20 protein-coding genes are annotated in these 23,523 nt (G+C 47.1%); 17 read left to right on the forward strand and 3 right to left on the reverse strand.

The window, feature by feature from the left end; translation table 11 throughout:
• Window positions 1-587 precede the first annotated feature (587 nt).
• From V3C10_03675 to V3C10_03705, 7 genes are all read left to right on the forward strand, one after another.
• Window positions 588-1,772 carry an acetyl-CoA C-acetyltransferase gene (locus V3C10_03675; GenBank protein WVP62937.1) on the forward strand — a complete coding sequence of 395 codons (1,185 nt, stop codon included), beginning with the start codon at window positions 588-590 and terminating at the stop codon, window positions 1,770-1,772.
• Window positions 1,773-1,868: 96 nt separating this feature from the next.
• Window positions 1,869-2,645: an enoyl-CoA hydratase-related protein gene (locus V3C10_03680; protein WVP62938.1), complete on the forward strand. Its 777-nt coding sequence runs from the start codon at window positions 1,869-1,871 to the stop codon at window positions 2,643-2,645.
• Window positions 2,646-2,670: 25 nt separating this feature from the next.
• Complete coding sequence (locus V3C10_03685) at window positions 2,671-3,507, forward strand: 3-hydroxyacyl-CoA dehydrogenase NAD-binding domain-containing protein (GenBank protein ID WVP62939.1); 837 nt, start codon at window positions 2,671-2,673, stop codon at window positions 3,505-3,507.
• Window positions 3,508-3,582: 75 nt separating this feature from the next.
• On the forward strand, window positions 3,583-4,737 hold the full coding sequence (locus tag V3C10_03690; protein ID WVP62940.1) for an acyl-CoA dehydrogenase: 1,155 nt from the start codon (window positions 3,583-3,585) through the stop codon (window positions 4,735-4,737).
• A 70-nt stretch (window positions 4,738-4,807) separates the two neighbouring features.
• Window positions 4,808-5,599, forward strand: coding sequence for an electron transfer flavoprotein subunit beta/FixA family protein (locus V3C10_03695; protein WVP62941.1), 792 nt, complete (start codon window positions 4,808-4,810; stop codon window positions 5,597-5,599).
• Window positions 5,600-5,626: 27 nt separating this feature from the next.
• On the forward strand, window positions 5,627-6,679 hold the full coding sequence (locus V3C10_03700) for an electron transfer flavoprotein subunit alpha/FixB family protein (protein ID WVP62942.1): 1,053 nt from the start codon (window positions 5,627-5,629) through the stop codon (window positions 6,677-6,679).
• 184 nt (window positions 6,680-6,863) lie between these two features.
• Window positions 6,864-8,054: a Xaa-Pro peptidase family protein gene (locus tag V3C10_03705; protein WVP62943.1), complete on the forward strand. Its 1,191-nt coding sequence runs from the start codon at window positions 6,864-6,866 to the stop codon at window positions 8,052-8,054.
• A 140-nt stretch (window positions 8,055-8,194) separates the two neighbouring features.
• Here the strand turns inward: V3C10_03705 and V3C10_03710 are convergent, their stop codons facing one another.
• Window positions 8,195-9,118, reverse strand: a complete 924-nt coding sequence (locus V3C10_03710; protein WVP62944.1) for a LysR family transcriptional regulator — start codon at window positions 9,116-9,118, stop codon at window positions 8,195-8,197.
• A 284-nt stretch (window positions 9,119-9,402) separates the two neighbouring features.
• Between V3C10_03710 and V3C10_03715 the strand changes: the two genes are divergently transcribed.
• Both V3C10_03715 and V3C10_03720 read left to right on the forward strand, forming a co-directional pair.
• Window positions 9,403-10,938 carry an AbgT family transporter gene (locus V3C10_03715; GenBank protein WVP62945.1) on the forward strand — a complete coding sequence of 512 codons (1,536 nt, stop codon included), beginning with the start codon at window positions 9,403-9,405 and terminating at the stop codon, window positions 10,936-10,938.
• Window positions 10,939-10,957: 19 nt separating this feature from the next.
• The gene (locus V3C10_03720; GenBank protein WVP62946.1) at window positions 10,958-12,025 is read left to right on the forward strand and encodes a C45 family peptidase; all 1,068 of its coding nucleotides are present in this window, start codon (window positions 10,958-10,960) and stop codon (window positions 12,023-12,025) included.
• A gap of 560 nt (window positions 12,026-12,585) precedes the next feature.
• Here the strand turns inward: V3C10_03720 and V3C10_03725 are convergent.
• Window positions 12,586-13,317 (reverse strand): SDR family oxidoreductase, encoded by a 732-nt coding sequence (locus tag V3C10_03725; protein ID WVP62947.1) that lies wholly within the window; start codon window positions 13,315-13,317, stop codon window positions 12,586-12,588.
• Window positions 13,318-13,839: 522 nt separating this feature from the next.
• Between V3C10_03725 and trxB the strand changes: the two genes are divergently transcribed.
• Window positions 13,840-14,760, forward strand: a complete 921-nt coding sequence (trxB, locus tag V3C10_03730) for a thioredoxin-disulfide reductase (protein ID WVP62948.1) — start codon at window positions 13,840-13,842, stop codon at window positions 14,758-14,760.
• Window positions 14,761-14,773: 13 nt separating this feature from the next.
• Window positions 14,774-16,195 carry an NlpC/P60 family protein gene (locus V3C10_03735; protein WVP62949.1) on the forward strand — a complete coding sequence of 474 codons (1,422 nt, stop codon included), beginning with the start codon at window positions 14,774-14,776 and terminating at the stop codon, window positions 16,193-16,195.
• A 270-nt stretch (window positions 16,196-16,465) separates the two neighbouring features.
• Here the strand turns inward: V3C10_03735 and V3C10_03740 are convergent, their stop codons facing one another.
• Complete coding sequence (locus V3C10_03740; GenBank protein ID WVP62950.1) at window positions 16,466-16,918, reverse strand: Lrp/AsnC family transcriptional regulator; 453 nt, start codon at window positions 16,916-16,918, stop codon at window positions 16,466-16,468.
• 205 nt (window positions 16,919-17,123) lie between these two features.
• On the opposite strand from V3C10_03740, the gene V3C10_03745 reads away from it, so the two are divergent.
• The 6 genes from V3C10_03745 to V3C10_03770 all read left to right on the forward strand — a co-directional run bounded on the left by V3C10_03745 (window position 17,124) and on the right by V3C10_03770 (window position 23,260).
• Window positions 17,124-18,071, forward strand: a complete 948-nt coding sequence (locus V3C10_03745) for an agmatinase (GenBank protein ID WVP62951.1) — start codon at window positions 17,124-17,126, stop codon at window positions 18,069-18,071.
• A gap of 21 nt (window positions 18,072-18,092) precedes the next feature.
• Complete coding sequence (locus V3C10_03750) at window positions 18,093-18,710, forward strand: HutD family protein (GenBank protein WVP62952.1); 618 nt, start codon at window positions 18,093-18,095, stop codon at window positions 18,708-18,710.
• Between the two features lie 139 nt (window positions 18,711-18,849).
• Entirely contained in the window at window positions 18,850-19,776 is a 927-nt protein-coding gene (gene ftcD / locus V3C10_03755) for a glutamate formimidoyltransferase (protein WVP62953.1), read from the forward strand.
• Window positions 19,777-19,886: 110 nt separating this feature from the next.
• The gene (locus V3C10_03760) at window positions 19,887-20,525 is read left to right on the forward strand and encodes a cyclodeaminase/cyclohydrolase family protein (GenBank protein WVP62954.1); all 639 of its coding nucleotides are present in this window, start codon (window positions 19,887-19,889) and stop codon (window positions 20,523-20,525) included.
• Window positions 20,526-20,587: 62 nt separating this feature from the next.
• A complete protein-coding gene (locus V3C10_03765; protein ID WVP62955.1) occupies window positions 20,588-22,255 on the forward strand; it encodes a formate--tetrahydrofolate ligase in 1,668 nt (555 codons plus the stop codon).
• A 183-nt stretch (window positions 22,256-22,438) separates the two neighbouring features.
• Window positions 22,439-23,260 carry a formate/nitrite transporter family protein gene (locus tag V3C10_03770; protein ID WVP62956.1) on the forward strand — a complete coding sequence of 274 codons (822 nt, stop codon included), beginning with the start codon at window positions 22,439-22,441 and terminating at the stop codon, window positions 23,258-23,260.
• Window positions 23,261-23,523: the final 263 nt, after the last annotated feature.

Consider the following 23,523-nt stretch of genomic DNA (forward strand, 5'->3'; position numbering starts at 1 on the left):
GTGTGGCCGGAGGAACGGCCCTTTTCGGCTCCCTGACGCAGCGGCTGTCTGAAGCATGCTGAAATTATTAAAGGTAAGCTAATTGTTAGCATGCTAGATAAAGCTTGTATGTATGATAATCTTTTTTTTCTCTTTCGTCAATGTACAGATTGCATAATATGGAAAACGGTTTATTGTGAATAGTTACGATGATGTACCGGCGCAGAGCGCCCGAAAGTCCGCGTTATAATCCTAAAAAAGGGCCGATTATTGATATATTAATATCACAGTTATAAATCATGGTGAATAACAGGAGAAAAGGTCTGTCCAAAATCTCACATAGTCGTGTTACTATTTAGTAATAACGCAAAAGAAACCGGGGGAAAAGTAAAAAATATGTTAAAAAAATTGTGCAAAATTGCCAGAGGGGCTGAAAAACCGGCAAAAAATCATCGCTAAAACCGTGTTAAGAAAGCATTATAAAAAGTTTATAAATTCATTGATAATTATTTGACAGGACACTTCAAGAGTGATAAGATAGAGTTACTATCAATCTATGCAATTGTTTTATTTACGTGGCAAGTCATTTTTTAAGGAGGAAATTTGATATGTCAAAGAAAGTCGTAATAGCAAGTGCATGCCGTACCGCCGTAGGTTCCATGGGCGGTCAGCTCAGCACAGTGCCGGCAGCCGAAATGGGTGCTGTCGTTATTAAAGAAGCACTGAAGAGAGCTGGCGTAGCACCGGAACAGGTAGATCACGTTTACATGGGCTGTGTAATCCAGGCCGGCCTTGGTCAGAACGTGGCTCGTCAGATGTCTATCAAAGCAGGACTTCCTATTGAAGTTCCGGCAGTGACAATGAACGTTGTATGTGGCTCCGGTTTACATTGTGTAAACGCAGCAGCACAGATGATCGTTGCAGGTGACGCTGACATCGTAGTAGCAGGCGGCGCGGAGAACATGTCCGCAGCACCATATGCGTTAATGAACGCACGTTACGGCTACCGTATGAACAACGCTCCAATGATCGACACCATGGTAAATGACGCCCTGTGGGATGCCTTCAACGGTTATCACATGGGAATCACCGCAGAGAATATCTGCGACAAATGGGGCATTACAAGAGAAGAGCTTGACGAGTTTGCAGCAGCCAGCCAGCAGAAGGCATGCGCAGCACGTGAAGCAGGCAGATTCAAAGACGAGATCGTTCCGATCGAAGTCAAGAAGAAAAAAGAAACTGTCATTGTTGATACCGACGAAGGCCCGCGTGCAGGTACAACAGTAGAAACACTTGCTAAACTTCGTCCTGCATTTAAACCAGACGGCGGACGTGTTACGGCAGGTAATGCTTCCTCTATCAACGACGGCGCAGCAGCAGTAGTTGTTATGAGCGAAGAAAAAGCAAAAGAACTGGGAATCAAACCAATGGCTACCTGGGTTGCAGGCGCACTTGGCGGCGTTGATCCTACTATCATGGGTATCGGCCCTGTAGCAGCTACCAACAAGGTTCTCAAGAAAACAGGCATGAAAGTTGAGGACTTCGACCTGATCGAAGCAAACGAGGCATTCGCTGCACAGTCCATCGCAGTTGCCCGTGATTTACACTTCAACACCGACATCCTGAACGTAAACGGCGGAGCTATCGCCATTGGACATCCGGTAGGAGCTTCCGGATGCCGTATCCTTACTACATTGTTATACGAGATGCAGAAACGGGACGCTAAGAAAGGTCTCGCAACACTTTGTATCGGCGGCGGCATGGGATGTGCCACAATCGTTGAGAGAGACTAAGCAGTTTAAATAACCGGAATCTGTGGAGGGGGACAACCCCTCCACGCTCCGGCTGTTTCTGGTTTAACTACATAATTATGTAAGGAGATGATGGCAATGGGGTTTGTTGATTACGAAGAGGATGGATACGTTGGCATTATGACCATCAACCGTCCCAAAGCACTCAATGCGTTAAATGAAGATGTGTTAAAGGACATCGAAGCTGCTTTTGATGCAGTGGATCTTTCCAGAATCAGAACCATTATCCTGACAGGCGCAGGGGAGAAATCCTTTGTGGCCGGAGCTGACATCGCTGCCATGAGCACGATGACAAAGGCTGAGGGTGAAGCATTTGGCAAATTCGGCAATGATATTTTCCGTAAGATCGAGACCTTCCCGATTCCGGTAATTGCGGCAGTGAACGGATTCGCGCTTGGCGGCGGCAATGAGCTTGCCATGAGCTGTGACATCCGCATCTGTTCCGACAATGCGATGTTCGGACAGCCGGAAGTTGGCCTTGGAATCACACCGGGATTCGGCGGCACTCAGAGACTGGCCCGTCTGATTGGTGTAGGAAAAGCGAAAGAGATGGTTTACGGCGCCCGGAACATCAAGGCGGATGAGGCGTACAGACTGGGACTTGTCAATGCGGTTTATACACAGGAAGAACTGATGCCGGCGGCAAAGAAGCTGGCGGCAGGCATCGCAAAGAATGCTCCTATTGCAGTGAGAAATTCTAAGAAAGCGATGAACGAAGGACTTCAGGTTGATATGGATCAGGCTATCGTCATTGAGGAAAAGGCATTTGGCGACTGCTTCGAGACAGAGGATCAGAAAGAAGGCATGACCGCGTTTCTCGAGAAACGGAAAGTGGAAAATTTCAATAACAAATAACAGTGTAAAATCAGGAGGATTTGTCATGAAAGTTGGTATTATTGGTGCGGGAACAATGGGTTCCGGTATTGCCCAGGCTTTTGCCCAGGTAGATGGTTACGAAGTATGTTTATGTGATATTAATGAAGAATTCGCCGCAAACGGCAAAATGAGAATTGCAAAGGGATTTGAGAAACGTGTTGCAAGAGGCAAGATGGATAAGGAAACGGCTGACAAAGTCCTTGCCAAAATCCACCCAGGTGTGAAGACAATCTGCGCTGACTGCGATCTGGTAGTTGAAGCAGCAATCGAGGATATGGAAATTAAAAAACAGACCTTCAGAGAACTGGCTGCAATCTGCAAACCGGAGTGTATCTTCGCAACAAACACATCCTCTCTGTCCATCACGGCAATCGGCGCAGGACTTGACAGACCGGTAGTAGGTATGCACTTCTTTAACCCGGCTCCTGTTATGAAGCTGGTAGAGGTAATCGCCGGACTGAACACACCGGAAGCGACTGTCGACAAAGTAAAAGCAATCTCAGAAGAAATCGGAAAGATCCCGGTTCAGGTAGAGGAAGCCGCAGGTTTCGTAGTAAACAGAATCCTGATTCCGATGATAAATGAAGCTATCGGCATTTATGCTGAGGGCGAAGCAACTGTAGAAGGCATCGACACAGCTATGAAGCTGGGTGCAAGCCATCCGATGGGACCGCTGGCCCTGGGAGATCTGATTGGCCTTGACGTAGTACTTGCCATCATGGAAGTATTACAGGCTGAATCCGGAGATCCGAAGTATCGTCCGCACCAGCTCCTTCGTAAGATGGTCCGCGGCGGAAAGTTAGGACAGAAATCCGGCGAAGGCTTCTATAAGTACAATTAATGAATTATTTGAACCGCATCAGGCGTGCCTAAGCCGCCTTTAAGCGCTATATAAGAAAATGATGGAGGAATAGACATGGATTTTACATTAAGTAAAGAGCATGAAATGGCGAGGAAGTTATTCCATGACTTCGCCGAAAAAGAAGTAAAACCTTTAGCACAGGAAGTTGACGAGACAGAACATTTCCCGACAGGCACCGTTGAGAAAATGCAGAAACTGGGCTTCATGGGAATTCCGGTTCCGAAGGAGTACGGCGGACAGGGCTGCGATCCGTTAACATACGCTATGTGTGTTGAGGAGCTTTCAAAGGTTTGCGGTACTACAGGCGTTATCGTATCCGCACATACCTCTCTTTGCTGTGACCCAATCCAGACCTACGGTACTGAAGAGCAGAAACAGAAATTCCTGGTTCCCCTTGCAAAAGGTGAGAAATTAGGTGCTTTCGGTTTAACAGAGCCAGGTGCTGGTACAGATGCACAGGGGCAGCAGACAAAAGCTGTTTTAGATGGTGACGAGTGGGTACTTAACGGTTCCAAAATCTTCATCACAAACGGTAAGGAAGCTGATGTCTATGTAATCATCGCTGTAACAGGTATTAAAGAAGATGCAAGAGGAAGAAAGAAAAAAGAAATCTCTGCATTTATCGTAGAAAAAGGAACTCCAGGATTTACCTTCGGAACGAAAGAGAAGAAGATGGGTATCCGTGGTTCAGCAACATATGAGCTGATCTTTACAGACTGCAGAATCCCGAAGGAGAACCTCTTAGGACAGCAGGGTAAAGGCTTTGGTATCGCTATGCATACTCTGGATGGCGGACGTATCGGTATTGCCGCTCAGGCACTCGGCCTTGCAGAGGGCGCTCTCGACAGAACCGTTGAATATGTTCAGGAAAGAAAACAGTTCGGCCGTTCCATCGGACAGTTCCAGAATACACAGTTCCAGTTAGCTGATATGGCTACAAAAGTTAAAGCGGCTCAGCTCCTTGTTTACAGAGCAGCTATGGCTAAGAAGACACAGAAAGTTTATTCTGTAGAAGCAGCTATGGCTAAATTATACGCAGCAGAGGTTGCTATGGAAGTAACAACCAAGGCTGTTCAGCTTCACGGCGGTTACGGCTACACAAGAGAATACGATGTAGAGCGTATGATGCGTGATGCTAAGATTACAGAGATCTACGAAGGAACATCTGAAGTTCAGAGAATGGTAATTTCTGCTTCCCTGTTAAAATAAGATTTCCAGGCAATAGATTTTAACGTATCTCAATTATGAGAAAAAAACAAGAATAAGGAGTGAACATACCGTGAAAATAGTAGTTTGTATTAAACAGGTTCCGGATACCAAAGGCGGAGTTAAATTTAATCCTGATGGTACTCTTGACAGAGGCGCAATGCTTACAATCATGAACCCAGACGACAAAGCTGGTCTGGAAGCAGCCCTCCGTTTAAAAGATCAGTATGGCGCAGAAGTTACCGTAGTTACGATGGGTCTTCCAAAGGCTGAAGAAGTTCTTCGTGAGGCTATGGCTATGGGCGCAGACAATGGCGTTTTAGTAACAGACAGAGTATTAGGCGGCGCAGATACATGGGCAACATCCCAGACAATTGCAGGCGCTATCCGCAATATGGAGTATGACTTAATCATCACAGGCCGTCAGGCTATCGATGGTGATACGGCACAGGTTGGACCGCAGATCTCCGAGCATCTTGGAATCCCGGTAATCAGCTATGCTCAGGAAATAAAAGAGATCAATCTCGAAGACAAATATATCGTTGTTGAGCGTCAGTATGACGACAGATATCATGTTGTTAAAGCTCAGTTACCATGCTTACTCACAGCTCTTGCAGAATTAAATGAGCCGCGTTACATGACTCCAGGCGGAATTTTCGATGCTTACAGCAAAGAAATCACTGTTTGGGGAAGAAATGACCTGAAAGACGTAGAAGATTCCAACTTAGGTTTAAAAGGTTCTCCAACTCAGATCGCTAAGGCTTCCGATAAAGTCAGAAAGGGCGCCGGCGAGCATGTAACTTTAGACCCGGCAGCTTCCGCAGATTACATCGTAAGCAAACTGGCAGAAAAACACGTTATTTAAAAATCAAAGAAAAGAGTGGTGAATAAGATGAACTTAGAAGCATATAAGGGAGTATTTGTCTTTGCACAGCAGGTTGATAACGTAATCGGCGGTATCGCATTCGAGCTGATTGGCAAAGGAAAAGAATTAGCAAAAGACTTAAACACAGAAGTAACAGCTGTTTTAGTTGGTTCCGATGTAAAAGGCCTTGCAGATCAGCTGGCTGAATACGGCGCCGACAAAGTAATCGTTGTTGACGATCCTGAGTTAAAAGAGTACAGAACTGAGCCATACACACACGCTCTTGCATCTGTAATCGAGAAATATAAACCGGAAATCTTCTTAATTGGTGCTACAGCAATCGGCCGTGACCTTGGACCTCGTGTTTGCGCAAGAATCCATACAGGTTTAACAGCTGACTGTACACAGCTTGATATCGGTGACTTCCCAATGAACCCGATTCCTGGAAGAGAGACAAAACATAATCAGTTACTGATGACACGTCCTGCATTCGGTGGTAACACAATCGCTACTATCGCCTGCCCGGAATTCCGTCCTCAGATGGCAACCGTACGTCCAGGCGTTATGAAGAAAGCTCCGAAGGTAAAAGGCGCTAAAGCTGTAGTTGAAGAGTTCAACCCAGGATTTACACCAAACAACCAGTACGTAGAAATCCTTGACATCGTTAAGGCTGTAACTGATACTGTAGATATCATGGACGCTAAGATCCTCGTATCCGGCGGACGTGGAATGGGAAGCCCGGAAAACTTCAAGATCCTTGAAGACCTTGCTGAAGCAATCGGCGGAACAGTAAGCTGCTCCCGTGCAGTTGTAGATGCAGGCTGGAAACCGAAAGATTTACAGGTAGGCCAGACAGGTAAGACAGTTCGTCCTAACGTTTACTTTGCAATCGGTATCTCAGGCGCTATTCAGCATCTTGCAGGTATGGAAGAGTCCGATATCATTGTTGCCATCAACAAAGATGAGACAGCTCCTATCTTTGATGTAGCTGACTACGGCGTAGTAGGCGATCTGAACAAGATTGTTCCTTTCTTAACAGAGAAGATCAAAGAAGCAAAAGCTGCTGCAAAAGAGAACTAATCAGCAGATTTAATTAAAAAAGCACCGCAGACCATCTGTGAAAACAGGGTTTGCGGTGCTTTTTTAATTAACAGCTATTTACCTGTTACCTTTGCTTGGAATAACTTTTGGAAATAAAAAAGGGCCGATAGTATAATTGGCTTATCAAAGGAACCAATGAACTGCTGCAAAGGAGGCAGGAGAAATGATGTCAGTTAAAAAATATGTGGAAGCAAGAATAGAACGTCTGAAAAACAGGATGGTTGAACAGGGGTTGGATGCGGTGATTATCCAGAAACCGGAGACAGTCTTTTATTTCAGCAATTTCAATCCGGTTATCAACAGCCATCCTGCCTTTGTGGTGGTCTGCCCGGACAGAGCGCCCTGTCTGCTGGTACATGCACTTCGAATGGAACACGCGAAGGAAGAAGGAGCGCTTGACTGCGTGGAGATTTACGGAAAATGGGGAGATAAAGTTTCATTGGCCTTAAAACCGGCCGATGCGTTCAGAGAACTGCTCGGCCGGGAGAATATGAGAATCGGAATGGAGCTTGATCACATCAATGTAGAGTTATACCGTGAAATAACCGTGAAGCTGCGGCCGAGCGAAATTATTTCCATATCGTATATGACAAGTATGATGAAAGTCATTAAGGACGAATATGAAATCGGTTGTATCAGGAAGTCGGCCCAACTGGTTGATATGGGAGTGAAAACTGCGATTGAATACATCAGCCAGGGATATTCGGAGGCGGAGGCATCCACCGAGGGGCAATATGCGATGAGAAGGCTGTGGCATGAAAAGTTACCCGATGCGGAGGTGTGCGGATTCGGGACATCGGAAGGAGGCATGATCGACAGTCTCCATGTGTGGTGCCTGTCGAACGGGCATATTGCCTATGGCTGCGACTGTCCCAAACATTACCATCCACATGACGGAGATCTTACTCTTCCCATGGCATGGGCGAAGACAGACGGGTATCATGCTGAAAATGAAAGAACGGTTATGGTTGGACGTCCCGATTCGTTCAGACAAAAAGCATACGATGGAATGCTGAGAGCCAGAGAATGCATTTTTCAGATATTAAAGCCGGGAGCGGTTTATGAAGAACTCTATTGTGCGGCTGCCCGGATTTATACGGAGTATGGATTTGGAAATATACTTCCCGGCCGTGTCGGCCATGGGATTGGCTGCTCCGCCCATGAATTTCCATCAATCGAGAGGGGGAACAAGCTCACGCTTCAGCCGGGGATGGTGATCACGGTGGAGCCCGGGCTGATGGACGAGTCCTGGGGAGGGGTACGCCATTCCGATACGGTACTGATAACGGAGAATGGCTATGAGAGGCTGACCAGACTAGAGATGGGAGAAATTACCATACAAATCAAAAAATAATCTGTGATATACTCTTATTGTAATTGTATGCAAATCAATACTGGACTCCCGCCCGGGCGGGGAAAACCGGATTATCAGGAACAAAAAGCGGAGGCTGTAAAAAAACAGTCCTCCGTTATTTTGTATTATCATGTCTGTTTTTAATAGATGACTTCCTTGGTGGTCTGGACAAACGCATCGATAGTAGGAGAACGGAACTTTACATCACGGAAATTTACAACGATACTGTTTTTTCTGTGGGGCTCCTCGATGAGATAAATCTGATGATGCGAGAAGTCATAGAAAGAATAACGGATAAACGTCTCCGGGCAGATGATAACCCCGAGACCGGCCGAACACAGGGATAAAAGCGTTCCCACATTCTTCGTCTCAAGGAAGGGATGCGGAACAAAATTATGGTATTTAAAATATTCGTGGCTGTACTCTGCCAGCTTTGTATCAGGAGTCATGGATAAAAATGGACAGGTATTCAGGCACAGGTTGACGAAAGCAGCATCCGGTTTGCCGGTGCTAAGTACGCTGTGCTCCGGAAAAAATTTCTGGATCAGGACATTCGGTATGATGACCATAAAATGTTCTTCGTAAAGAGGAATGCTGGAGATTTGGGCAGTGTCCTTTGGAAGAAAACCAATACTGACATCAACGGTTCCATTGTGGAGAGCCCCTTCAACCTCATCCGTATTTCCCTCGAAAAGCCGGATGGCTACACTGGGATATTTTTCATTAAAGACCCGCAGAACGGAGGGAAGAAGCACCTGTGTCCTGACATGGGTACTGCCTATCGTCAGGGAGCCGCCGATAAATCCGCTGATATCGATCAGTTCCTTTTGTAAATCGCTTTCCATGGCCAGCAGTTCGGCAGCGCGGTTCTTAAGATGGATACCTGCCGGTGTTAGCCTCAGGGGCGTTCCCCGCTTGAACAGAGGCACACCAAAATATTCTTCCAGCTTCTGGATATGGCCGCTTAAGGACTGCTGAGTAATGTACAGCTTATGAGCTGCTTTCCGGAAGTTCATCTCCTCTGAGAGGACGAGAAAATATTTAAGATTCAGAAAATTAATCATGGTGTTTCCTCCTTTCTATACGAACTTGTGCACAGGCATGAAATGACGCAGACTTACCGGGTTTCTTTGCAGGCGTTATCTCCTTTTTCATACTTTCTCTGCTTTTAGGATATTATATCACCCTGCCCGGAATCGGACAATGATATGAAATTGGATTTTAAAGGAAAAATGACAGGAAAATGGCTGTCAAATCGCCCGAATAAGTCTGTTGGACAGAGAAAGGGGGGCTTACTATAATAAATTTATAAAGTAATTGTCAAGCCGGCTCAGATGGAGGGGAAGATATGGAAAAAGAAAGGAAGTCTTTATTTGAACGCTTTTTGGAAAAGGTCGAGTACATAGGAAATAAAATTCCGCATCCGACTTTGTTGTTTTTATGGCTAATGGGCATTACAATTGTGCTTTCATTTGCGTTCTCTGCTCTTGGTATCACGGCGGTGAATCCGGTTACAGGAGAGGTGATTGAGGCATATAATCTTTTGTCTGTTAAGGGCTTTATCAAAATGCTGGTGACGGCACAGGGGAATTTTACCGGAGTCAGCGCCCTCGGTATGGTTCTGGTCTGTATGATGGGCGTGAGCCTGTGCGAACAGTCGGGTCTGTTCAGAGTGGCTCTTAAGGGGACTGTAGAGAATTCAAAAGGTTCCAACTTGAAAGTCATGGTTATATTTTTTATCTGCTGTGTCCTGGCAGACTGTGCGGGAGGTGCAGGCTGGGTGGTACTGCCGCCGCTGGGGGCAATGATTTGGCTGAGTATGGGACGAAACCCTCTGGCCGGTATGTTTGCCGCCTATGCAACGACAGCCAGTGCATTTTGTGCTAATATCCTGGTAACTTCCATGGATATTGTAAACTTAAGTTTCACACAGACGGCGATCGATCTCCTGGATAAGAATTACCATCTGTCGGCGGCGTGTAACTGGTTCTTCTCATCAGCTGCGGCCGTTTTACTTGTTCCCGTATCACTATATGTCACCCTCAAAATCGTTGAACCGAGAATGGGAAAATACAGTCCTGAATATGCGAAAGAGGGGACGATAGAAGAAGATGAGGCGATAACGGGACAGGAAATGAAGGCTCTTAAGACTGCTGGAATTGTATTTGTAGGATACCTCGCAGTTGTTGCCGTATTAACGGTAATCGGCGTGCTGAGAGATCCGGAAACGGGATCTGCGGTTGCTTCTTCCGCTCCGCTGATGCAGGGCATGTCAATCCTGATAGCTTTAATGTTTGCAATACCGGGAGCCGTGTTTGGATTCAGAACCGGCAAGTTTAAGAATTTCGCAGACCTGGCCGAGGGACTGGCTAATGCGATGTCTGGAATGGGAAGTTACATAGCGATGATTTTTTTCATGGCGCAGTTTATGAATTACTTCGACTGGTCAAACCTGGGGCTGATTCTGGCAATCAAGGGAGCAGAGGTGCTGAAAGCGTCGGGACTGCCAATCTGGCTGGTGCTGGTACTGTTTATTATCTTTATTGCACTCTTGAACATCCCGGTTGGAGGCGCTCCGACAAAATATGCGGTTATAGCTCCCATTTTCGTTCCAATGTTTATGCTGTTAGGATACAATCCAGCTATGCTGCAGATGGCATACCGTATCGGCGATGCCTGTACAAATCCGATTACACCTACCTTCGCCTATTTCGGTATGTTGCTGGCGCTGGGGCAGAAATATGATAAACGGCTGCGTTTCGGCTCACTGTTTGCCAATATGACACCTTACTGTATTGCATCCGGCCTGGTGATGACGGCGTTATTTGTTATCTGGTTTGTCCTGGAACTCCCGTTTGGTCCGGGAGCAGGTCTGTATCTCTAGAGAAAAAGGAGGAATTTGAGTGGAGCAATTACGGAAAATTACGGTCACAGGAACGCCTTATGAGCAAGGTCTTCGGGAGGGAATATGTTTTTGCAGCCTGATCCATGAGAATATCAACAATATCAGAACAAGTTTGGAAACAGAATCTCTGAATATGGAGAAATATCAGGAAATGACGGAACGGAATGCCGAATTCCTTAAAAGCCGGTATCCCGACCAGTGGGAAGAGATGAAAGGAATTGCCGACGGCGCAGGAACTCCATTTGAAGACATTCTGATGATCAATGTGCCCACATATTTTATGAAGAATTCCTTCTCCCAGGACTGCAGTATGCTGTTGGCGCGTGGAAATGCGACAATGGACAGTTTAACCTATCTGATTAAAAACAGAGATATGGAAATGACGGTGCACCAGGTGTCCGTGGAGTATAAATATCCGGATGGAAGTTCTATTATCGAGGTGAACGGAGCCGGTATTATTACTTATCCGGCCATTGGTTTGAACAGTGCCGGCCTGACCATCACCTCCACCGGATTCTGGTCTCCAAAGACGGAGATAGTGATGGAGGATATTGACAAATGCCATATCTTTGTTAACCTGCATCACCTGCTTCAATCATGCCGCAGCACAGGGGAGGTGCTGAAGGCCCTGGATACCTATCCCAGGATGAACGGCCTGAATATTATAGCTGCAGATCGGGAGAGTGCGGTACTCATTGAAACAACAAGGGACGGCTATCTTTGCGAATGGGCGGATGAAAGCGGGGTTTTATACAGGACCAACCATTTTTGTCTGGGAGATCATGTAGAGCAGAACCCGGAGCGGGAGAGCTATTTATCCACTTATCTGCGGTACGAGCGTATCCGAGAAATGCTTTTGGAGAGAACGGGAAAACTGAGGTTCCAGGATTTTATACGCATCATGTCGGACCATACAAACAGTCCGGTCAACGCAATTTGCCGTCATTCCAATCCCCAGGCGGGGACGGAAACGGTTTCCTGCAGTATCACCGTACTGGAGGATGGGGAATTATATACTACGCCGGGAAATCCATGCGAACATCTGATACATATGAAAACATGGTAGCGGACATATTTAAACGGCGGTTTTTATGGAAATAGCAGTTCTGTCGATGTTTCCGTATAAAGATTCCTGCCGATCTGAGCAATACAGAAGCGTGCGTGCGGGTTATCCGTTATCAGGCCGATACGTCCTTTGGCCTCGGAGAGCCCATCATCTAAGGTGGCAACCGGTTCAGAACCACGCCGGTTGTGCGTTTGAAATTTGTATCATGCATTATGACAAGGGCTTTGTCTCCCAACTGCTGAACTTTCGGCCATTTCCGTTCCGTCGTCATTGCCGAAAGTTCAGGCGAAATATTGTCAATGTACCGATAAAGAATTTTGAAAGTCCATAAAAATACCTCCGCTTTTTGATATGATAACGATATCTGAAACGGAGGTATTTGTGATTTTAATATATTTTATTAACTTTATAAATGACATTAATAGAACGGGTTATATTTTTCTCCCGTGTTCCACCAGCAGACACTCGTTACAAAACAGCGCCTGGTAATCCATATTTTAGTTATAAGCCCGGTAGATTAAGAACTACCGAATCGGGTTCAAAATGATCGGGTAGTCCGTTTAAATCCATCCACCGTCCAGTCCGATAATCTGCCCGGTTAAATAAGACTCCTTATATCCAAGATGGTAGGCCAGATCCGCTACCTCCTCGGCTTTACCGAGACGTCCGGCCGGTATCTCATCCATCAGGTTCATCAGGTCTTCCCTGTGCAGGAAATGGTTCATCTCCGTATCGATGGCGCCGCAGGCGATGGCATTCACCTGGATGTTGCTGGGAGCCAGTTCTTTGGCCAGCGCTTTTGTAAACGCGTTGACCCCGCCCTTGGTGGCGGAATAGGCAACTTCACAGGAAGCACCGCTGACGCCCCAGACGGATGAGATGTTGACGATCTTGCCCTGCTGTTTCTGAATCATCATAGGAACGGCCAGACGGCAGCAGTTAAATACCGAGGTCAGGTTGGTGCGGACGATAAGATCCCAATCCTCCGGCTTCATGTCCTGAAGCAGCCCGATATAGGAGACGCCGGCGTTATTGACAAGGACGTCCAGGGTTCCAAACTGCTTTTTGATTTTCTGGAACAGCTCTTCGCATGAGCCGTAGTCCCCGGCGTCCCCTACCCAGGTCAGGCATTCCACATTATAATCCTCGATCTCCATCTCGGTCTGCAGAAGCTGCTCACGCCGGTGAACGCAGGTGATGACCACATTATAGCCCTTTTTGGCATATTTTATCGCGATGGCCTTTCCGATTCCGCGGGAAGCGCCAGTGACAAGTACAGTTTTTCTTGGCATAAAATCAACTCCTTTGATAGAATACCCTGTGGGATATTCACTGTGAATCGTATCAGTAAGTTCCTCATTGGGGATAAGGTTATTTTATCACGGATTGGGGAAAAAGTCATGATAAAAACGGATAGGGGAGTTGAAGAATGAGAACATGTTACTGTTCACTCCGTGCCCGGTAATACGCTGCGCGATGCACAGAAACGGGCGTCCCCGCATCTCAATTCAATTCCCTTTTATGGTCAGACAAGATTACAAAAAATGTAAGAAGTTTCCATATAAAATATCTGTTCCACGCTGGAAAGATGTGGTATACTTAAAAGTAAGCTTAAAAGTCAATTCTAAATGATCCTAAAATGGCTGAAAACGGACGATAAGAGCAGTTCGGAATACGTAAAAAATCAGGGTAATCCGACCGGAGATACCTGGCTATCAGATAAAATCCAGAAAATATACGGCAGAAATTCAATATAGTAATTGAAGAAAACAGTAAATCAGACTAAAATATCAGGACGATTGGAGGACGGTCAGATGGACAAAATCCATGATTTGATCATTATCGGTTCAGGACCGGCAGGATTAAGCGCCGCCGTTTATGCGCAGAGGGCGGAGCTCGACACGGTGGTGATCGAGAGAAATATGATGAGCGGAGGACAGATCCTCAACACATACGAGGTAGACAATTATCCCGGACTTCCGGGAATTTCCGGTTTTGACCTTGGAATGAAGCTGAGGGAACATGCGGACAAGCTGGGAGCCGAATTTAAAGAGGACACCGTCATGGCAGCCGAGCTGGGCGGAGATGTGAAGAAGATTGTCTGTGAGAACGACACATATCTTGCCAGGACCGTGATTATCGCCACGGGCGCCCATCATAGAAAACTGGGCGCGAAGGGCGAAGAAATCCTGACGGGCTCAGGTGTTTCCTACTGTGCAACATGTGATGGAGCGTTCTTTAAAAATAAGGTAACGGCGGTCATCGGCGGAGGCGATGTGGCGATAGAGGATGCCATATTCCTTGCAAGGATGTGCAGTAAAGTATACCTGATCCACAGAAGGGACGAGCTGAGAGGCGCTAAGAGCCTGCAGAACCGCCTGCTGTCCTTGGATAACGTGGAAGTTATCTGGGATACGGTAGTGGATGAGATAGAAGGAGAAGACAAAGTAGAGTCATTAATGCTCAGAAATAAAAAGACCGGGGAGAAGAGCGAACTGAAGGTGGACGGCGTATTTATAGCCGTGGGGATCGAGCCTGACAGCGAACAGTATTCCGGACAGGTAGAGATGGACCAGCACGGATATATTGTAGCCGGCGAGGATGGAAAGACATCGGTGGAGGGCGTATATGCCGCCGGAGATGTGAGGACGAAAGCACTCAGACAGGTTATAACGGCAGCTGCTGACGGAGCGAACTGTATTACCAGCGCCCAAAGTTATCTTACCATGATTTAGGGGGAAGTTTCACATGAAAAAGGGTTTGAAGATACTGATGATGTCGTCTGCCTGTCTGCTTTTTGCAAGCGGGATGGCGTTTTCATCGGAAGCTGCAATGAATCTTGAGACGGATTCCCCGGTGGCGGGCGCTTCGGTAGCGATTAATAATTACTATGCCGGAAGCCTGAACCCGGAGGAGGAGCTGGCCCAGGCCTTCTCCTCGGATGAGAAACTGGCCCAGGCGGCCACATCGTCCCGTGGCGGAGAGGTACCGGTTGTAAAAGCCACAGCAAAGTCAGCATATGACAATGTGGCGATTTCCCGTGTCAGCAATTATGTCAACGTGAGGGCGGAGGCCAACACGAAAAGCGCCGTGGTGGGAAAAATCTATAACAACTGTGCCGCCACGATTCTTTCCACCGTGGATGGGGAAGGCGGAAAGTGGTACCAGATCCAGTCGGGCAGCGTAAAAGGATATATTAAGTCACAGTATTTTATAACGGGTTCGGAGGCGGAGTCGATTGCCAGGCAGGTGGGGACGCAGAAGGCCCGCGTTGCCAGCACCGGCACTCTGAGGCTGCGCGAGAAGCCCGGATTGGACAGCAGGACGCTCGATCTTCTTTCACCGGATGCGGAATACGTAGTAATCGGGGAAGAGGGGGATTTTTATAAGATATCCGTTGATAACGACCTGGTTGGTTATGTTTTTAAAGATTATATCGATGTAAAGGTAGAATTTAACCAGGCAGTCTCCACCCAGGAGGAACAGCAGAAAGCAGCCGAGGCCGCAAAGCTTAAGAAAGATGCGGAGGACGCGATAAAGAAGATGGAGGATGCCAAGAAGGATGCTGCCAGGCAGACAACGGAAGCCGCGAAGCAGACGACCAAGGCACAGCCGACGACGAAAGCGCCTGAGACATCCTACAACGGAACGATAGAAGCGAATCCGGACAGCGTCCCGACTAAGGCGCCGGAAACAACCAAAGCGCAGGCCAAGGCGCCTGAGACGACGAAGGCCGCAAACAATAAAGGACCCGGAGGCGGGGATTCAGGAGCCAAAGGCCCTGGCGGCGGATCGAGCGAGGTCACTTCCGCGACAAGGTCTGCCGTTGTGGCTTATGCAAAACAGTTCCTGGGCAACCCGTACGTTTACGGAGGAACCAGCCTGACAAACGGCGCGGACTGTTCCGGATTTACACAGGGAGTATACGCCCACTTTGGAATCACAACGGGAAGAAGCTCCAGGGATCAGGCGGCCAAAGGACGTGAGATTTCGGTTAGCAGCGTACAGCCGGGAGATCTTCTGTTTTATGCCAGCGGTAATTACATTAACCACGTTGCCATGTACATAGGCGGAGGCCAGGTAATCCATTCCAGCACTCCTGCGACCGGTATCACGATTACATCGTCCAATTACCGTACGCCGTGTAAAGCGGTATCGTTCCTGGATTAATAAAGGAATAAGATATAGAAGAGAAGATATACATAGACATATTGATTATCAGGCGGAAAGCGCATCAGGCTTTCCGCCGTTTTTATTTTTATGAAGAATGTGTCTGTGCAGTGGCAGCATATTGCATCTTTGTGCAGTGCGACCTGCCCGGAGGCTTTTTACGTCATAGGAGCACCTTCCCATGATTTAAAAAAGCCACGCAAAACAGCTTATACTGTCCTGCATGGCCTGAAATTTTAATTTTTGTTATATGATTCGTACCCGGTGAAATCAGTCCAGCTTGATTCCGCTTAACGGAGAAAATTCTTTCTGCCTGAAATAGGTGGAAAGTAAAATTGAGGTGTTGGAGAGACCATACTTGCGGATCTGCTCAAGGAGCACCTCCAGTTCCTGCGCATTGCCTACGCGCATTTTAATCAGTACATTATTTAAGCCTACTATATGATGATGTTCAACGATAGAAGGATCATTTTCGCAGAATCTGCAGAACGGTTCGTATTCCTTCGGAGGGACGTTCACAAGCGCGTACGCTGAAATATTACTCCCCAAAAGAGTTTCGTTAATCTGCGCGTGAAATCCTTCAATAACCCCTGCATCTTTTAAACGGTTTATTCTTTCGGCTACAGCCGGAGCGGTCAGTCCTACCATCTGTCCGATTTCACGGGTTGAAGTTTTGCAGTTATCCTGGAGAATATTAATGATCTTGATATCTGTATTATCCATGCCTCTTCCCCTTTCTGTAAATAGTTCCCCTAAAGTCTCATTATACATGATAAAAATTGGTAAGTAAAGACTTTCTGTAAAGCGGTTGGGCAAAATTGAAATAAGAATTTTAGAGAATGAATAGTTTTGCAAACGGAAAGATATTTACACAACGGTGTAATATTGTTAAAATTATCGTACAATATTAAAAGAGGAGATATGTCTCATGGAGCCGTTGAATTTACCTATTACGGGTATCTGTTCTTTTGGCAAATATCCGATTTGTACCGACCTTGATGAACTTGATGCGGATATAGCAGTATTGGGGGTACCTGTAGACTTTGCGGTAGGTTTTATGAGCGGCGCGAGGCTGGCCCCGAGAAGAATCAGGGAAGCATCCACCCAGTATGGCCGCGGGAAGACGGGGTACTATGACTTTGAGAGTGGTAAGCAGAGACTTGCATCGCCTTTAAAGATTGTAGACTGTGGGGATGTCGATGTACTACACAGCGATTTTAATTACACCTTCGCCAATGTAACGGAAAGTGTAAAGAAGATTATCAGAAAAGGAGCCGTTCCCGTTGTTATGGGAGGCGACCACTCTATCTCTATTCCAGTGGGAAAAGCACTTGAGGAGCTGGGGGAGGAAGTGTGCGTAATACAGTTTGACGCCCACCTCGACTGGACCGACCATGTCGGGCCTTTGAAAACCGGCAACGGAAGCCCGATGAGGCGTATGTCGGAGATGGACCATATCGGACCGATGGCACAGATTGGTTTAAGGGGTATGGGAAGCAGCAGGAAAACAGATTTTGACGATGCCAGGAAATACGGCAGTGTTCTCATCTCGGCACGCGAGGCAGAGGAGATTGGCGTAGAAGGCGTTCTGGCAAAGATACCAAAAGCAAAGAATTATTTTCTTACGATAGATATTGATGGATTTGATATGTCCATCGCACCGGGAGTTGCATCACCGCTGCCCGGAGGACTTTTTTATAACCAGGAATGCGACATCATAGACGGTATCGCAAAGATGGGAAAAATCGTGGCAGCCGACCTCGTGGAGGTGGATCCGATGTTTGACCCGTCGGGAATTACATTGCGGCTCGCGTCATTGATGATGATGCATGTGTTCGCCAAGATAGAGGAACAAAAAGAAACAGACAAGGGTTAAACAGGAGAGAGGGGTAAGGCTATGGCAGAATACCAGGCGGAATTGTTACACAAAGAAGATTATAAGACGACGGAGTGGAGCGGCGGAATGACAACCGAACTTTCCATTGCACCGGAAGGCAGCATTTATGCAGACAGAGATTTCATGTGGAGGCTGAGTTCAGCTACCGTGGAACTGGAAGAGAGTGATTTCACATGCCTTCCCGATTATGACCGCATTATTATGACACTGAAGGGCGACATCAGTCTTTCACATAACAACGACAACTGGATTGACCTGCCGGAATTTACACCGCATGCCTTTGACGGTAAAGATGAGACCGTGAGCAAAGGCAAAGTAATAGATTTCAACCTAATGTTACGGAAAGGCCAGTGCGCCGGACATGTGGTTCCGCTGCGCATGGAAGAGGGGGAAGGCTGCGACCTGCGCAGTATCCTTACTTTTGAGATGCCGGAGTACAAAGCAGTTATGGTTTACTGTTATAAAGGAACACTTGCCATTACACTGGAGAACGGAAGTGAGTACCTTCTGGAAACCGGAGATACGATGAAACTGACCGGAAACTTCGGCGGGGCCAGCTGGTCATGTTCCGCAAAGACGGCCGTAGCGGCTGTTGTGGCGGCCGTCCACTTCCAGTAATAAAAGAGTTAAGATTATCTCAGGCTTATCCTGAATGACACAGAATAAGCTATAATAGATTCATTATAATATATATCACCATTATATATATCACTATCACTATTATTTATCACTATTAAAACAGAGGAGGATCATTATCATGGGAAACAAACTGATTGAATGCGTACCGAACTACAGCGAGGGCCGTGACCTGCAGAAGGTGGAGCAGATCGTTGACTGCTTCAGAGGTAAAAAAGGAGTTAAGCTCTTAGATTACCAGACAGACCCGAACCACAACAGATGTGTTGTAACTGTTATCGGTGAGCCGGATGAACTGCGCGACGCCGTAGTTGCTTCCTTTGGAAAAGCAGTTGAGTTAATTGATATGACCAAACACGAAGGACAGCATCCTAGAATGGGCGCAGTTGACGTAGTTCCATTCATTCCTTGCCGTAACACAACCGTAGAAGAAGCAGATGCAGTAGCAAAAGAAGTAGCTAAGACAGTTGCTGAGAAATATGGTATTCCGTGTTTCTTATATGAAGATTCCGCTTCAGCTCCTCACAGAGTAAACCTTGCAAAGATTCGTAAGGGACAGTTCGAGGGAATGGCTGAGAAGATGAAAGACAAAGAACTGTGGGCACCGGACTTCGGACCGGAAACAATCCATCCTACAGCAGGTGTTACAGCAGTTGGCGCAAGAATGCCGCTCGTAGCATTTAACGTAAACCTTGACACACCAAACCTTGAGATTGCAAACCAGATCGCAAAGAGAATCCGTCACATCGGCGGCGGCTACCGTTATGTAAAAGCTATCGGTATCATGCTGGATGACAGAAACCTTGCACAGGTTTCCATGAACCTGACAGATTACACAAAGACATCCGTTTACCGTGCATTCGAAGCAATCAAGATGGAAGCAAAACGCTACGGCGTTTCCGTATTAGAGAGCGAATTAGTAGGTCTTGTACCAATGCAGGCTCTGATTGACTGTGCTGAGTACTACTTACAGCTTGCAAGCTTCGGCCCGATGACATTCGACGCTGACAAACAGGTTATGGAGAACCGTTTACTGGAAGAGGAATAATCCAAATCCGGGACGCAGCCTGATAAGAACGATTTTGTAGTGACGCCGCCCCTGCTCTGAGCCGGGGCGGTACAACGAAAGTATGAATAAATGCGAGGAGATATACCACAATGGGAGATTTAAAAGATTTAACAGTTGAGGGTTTTGTAGACGTAACAGCATCTGACGCACCGGCGCCAGGCGGCGGCAGCGTATCCGCACTTGCAGGAGCGCTTGCAGCAGCACTTGCAGAGATGGTTGCAAATCTGACAGTAGGAAAAGCAAAATATGCAGAAGTAGAAGGTGAGATGAAGGAACTGGCAGCAGCCGGAGCCGCTATCAGAAAAGAGCTGGTAGAAGCTATCCAGAAAGACAGCACATCTTTTAACCTTTACATGGACGCTATCGGAATGCCTAAGGACACAGACGAGGAAAAGGCAGCAAGAAGAGAAGCGATGCAGAACGGCTTAAAAGCAGCAGCACAGGTTCCGCTTTCCGTAGGAGAGACTGCATACAAGATTTTCCCAATCGCTGAAGCAGTAGTAAGCAGAGGAAATACAAATGCAGTAACAGACGGCCTTGTAGCAGCAATGATGGCACGTACAGCCGTAATCGGAGCATTATTCAATGTTAAGATTAACCTGGGCTCCATTAAAGATGAAGCATTCGTAGCTGAACTGTCTGCAAAGGTAAAGAGCCTCGAAGAGCAGGCAATCGCTTACGAGCAGAAGATTTTAAAAGCATCTGAACTTTCCAATCAGTTATATTAATAATTTTATTGAACTTTATTAATCAAAACATAAAAAAATAAATCGATGGAGGGGAACATATCATGAAAACAGATATCGAAATCGCACAGGAGTCAACACCGTTAAACATCCGTGAGATCGCCAAAGCAGCAGGCATTGACGAGAAATACTTAGAGCAGTACGGAAACTACAAAGCAAAAGTTGACTACAACCTGTTAAAAGAAACAGACAAAGAAGACGGAAAACTGATTCTCGTTACCGCTATCACACCAACACCAGCCGGTGAAGGAAAGACAACGACAACCGTAGGCCTTGCAGACGGCTTAAAGAGAATTGGCAAGAACGTAACCGTAGCTCTTCGTGAGCCGTCCCTGGGACCGGTATTCGGCGTTAAGGGTGGAGCAGCAGGCGGCGGATACGCTCAGGTAGTTCCGATGGAAGACATCAACCTGCACTTCACAGGCGATTTCCACGCAATCGGCGCAGCAAACAACCTGATTGCAGCAATGCTTGACAACCACATCTACCAGGGCAACGCACTCCGCATTGATCCGAAGAGAATCACATGGAAACGTGTTGTAGATATGAACGACCGTCAGTTAAGAAACATCGTTGACGGACTTGGAAGAAAAGTAGACGGCTTCACACGTGAAGACGGATATGAGATTACCGTTGCAAGTGAGATCATGGCAGTTCTCTGCCTTGCAAACGACATCACAGACTTAAAAGAGCGTCTTTCAAAGATGATCATTGCCTATACATACGATGATGAGCCTGTAACAGCAGGCGACTTAAAGGCAGCAGGCGCAGCAGCAGCCCTGTTAAAAGATGCCCTGAAACCAAACCTGGTTCAGACTCTGGAGCATACACCTGCCTTTATCCATGGCGGACCATTCGCTAACATCGCTCATGGCTGTAACTCCGTTATCGCTACAAAGATGGCATTAAAGCTTGGTGATTACACGGTAACAGAGGGAGGCTTCGGCGCTGACCTTGGTGCAGAGAAATTCCTTGATATCAAGTGCCGTAAGGCTGGTCTCAGACCGTCCGCAGTTGTAGTTGTAGCTACCGTACGCGCTCTGAAACATCACGGAGGAGTTGCTAAGACAGAGCTCAACAACGAGAACCTGGAAGCACTTGAGAAAGGTCTTCCAAACCTGTTACAGCACGTAGAGAACATCACAAAAGTATTTGGTCTTCCCTGTGTCGTTGCTATCAACCGTTTCCCATTCGACTCCGAGGCAGAATTACAGCTTATCGCTGACAAGTGCAAGGAGCTGGGCGTTAACGTAGCACTTTCCGAAGTATGGGCAAAGGGCGGCGAAGGCGGCGAGGAGCTGGCAAAAGAAGTAGTACGTCTTTGCGAGACAGAGAACAACTTTGAGTTCTGCTACGACGAGAACCTCTCCATCGAAGAGAAATTAAATGCAATCGTAACAAAGATTTACAGAGGCGAAGGCGTAGAGCTGGTTGCATCTGCAAAGAAACAGGCAAAGAAACTGACCGAGCTTGGATTCGGCAACCTGCCAATCTGTATGGCTAAGACACAGTTCAGCTTCTCCGACGACCAGAAACTGACAGGCGCACCACGTGGATTCAAGATTACCGTACGTAACCTGAAGGTATCCGCAGGCGCCGGATTCATCGTAGCCCTCACAGGCGACATCATGACTCTTCCGGGTCTTCCAAAAGTTCCGGCTGCAGAGAAGATCGATGTAGATGAGACAGGAAAGATTTCCGGTCTGTTCTAAAAACCGAATCAGTTCTTTAAGGACTGGGAGTACATTCAAAAGTACAGATACAGGCAGTGTATAGATTAGAGTGTAACATGAATGATGCCGCAGAAATTCTTTTCTGCGGTGTCATTTCTTATAATTGAAGGCATATTAAGAGCCATTCAGGGATTTTCTATTGCCGAACAGGGGAGGAATATTATGAATCTTTTTACTGCTCCGGAAGTTGTAATGAATTTTGCAGCCGCCGGTAAGAAAAAATCGGAATTATCTATTTTCAGGATGCTGGTATTGGGGATACTGGCGGGTATGTTTATCGCTTTAGGAGCCGCCGTCACCAATACGGCAGCCCACACAATTACGGACGTTTCTACAGCCCGTATCATCTGCGGCCTTCTGTTTCCGGCCGGACTGTCACTCGTTGTTTTAATGGGAGGAGAGCTGTTCACCGGGAACTGCCTGATCAGCATTTCCGTCCTGGCAAAAGAAACGACAGTGGCCAAGATGCTTAAAAACTGGCTGTTTGTTTATATAGGAAACTTCATCGGAAGCATTATCGTAGCATTTGGCTGCGCATATTTCGGACAGATGAATTACTCCGGCGGCGGGCTCGCCGTATTTACGATGAAGCTGGCCGCCACCAAGGCCTCACTGCCGACAGGCAATGCAGTCGTTTTAGCCTTCTTCTGCAACGTACTTGTCTGCTTTGCCGTATTATGCAGCCTTCAGGCCAAGGATGTATGCGGAAGAATTTTCGGAACCTTCCTTCCAATCGCCTCCTTCGTTATCTGTGGATTTGAGCACTCGGTTGCCAATATGTACTATATCCCGGCCGGGATCTTCGCATCCCATGTGCCGGCTTACGCGGCAAAAGCGGCCGAAGCAGGCCTGGATCTGTCCATGCTGACCTGGGGGAATTTCATTGTGAAGAATTTAATCCCGGTCACGATTGGGAATATCCTGGGCGGCGTATTTGTCGGCGTGGCGATGTGGCTTGGGCATATCTATAATGGGAAAAAATAAGTTGAAGAAGGAGAACGCCGCCGGGACGGTCGGGGGGCGGGATGGTGAGAGGGGGATTATGAGTCTTCAGCCCCGGGATTTAGGTTGTCGCGGGTGGGGAATTCGGGCAGAAAAAGTTCCTGCGGGAAACGCTTGCGCTCTTTGGAGTACATAGCGGACACTAACCTCGAAAAAACCTCGGTAAGTGCCGATGAACTCCCAGGTTCCCTGCGGAATCTTTTTCTCCCGGATTCCCCACAGGCAGGTTATGGCCCGGGACTGAA

The sequence above is a fragment of the [Clostridium] symbiosum genome, from assembly GCA_036419695.1.
GTDB classification, from domain to species: domain Bacteria; phylum Bacillota; class Clostridia; order Lachnospirales; family Lachnospiraceae; genus Otoolea; species Otoolea symbiosa_A.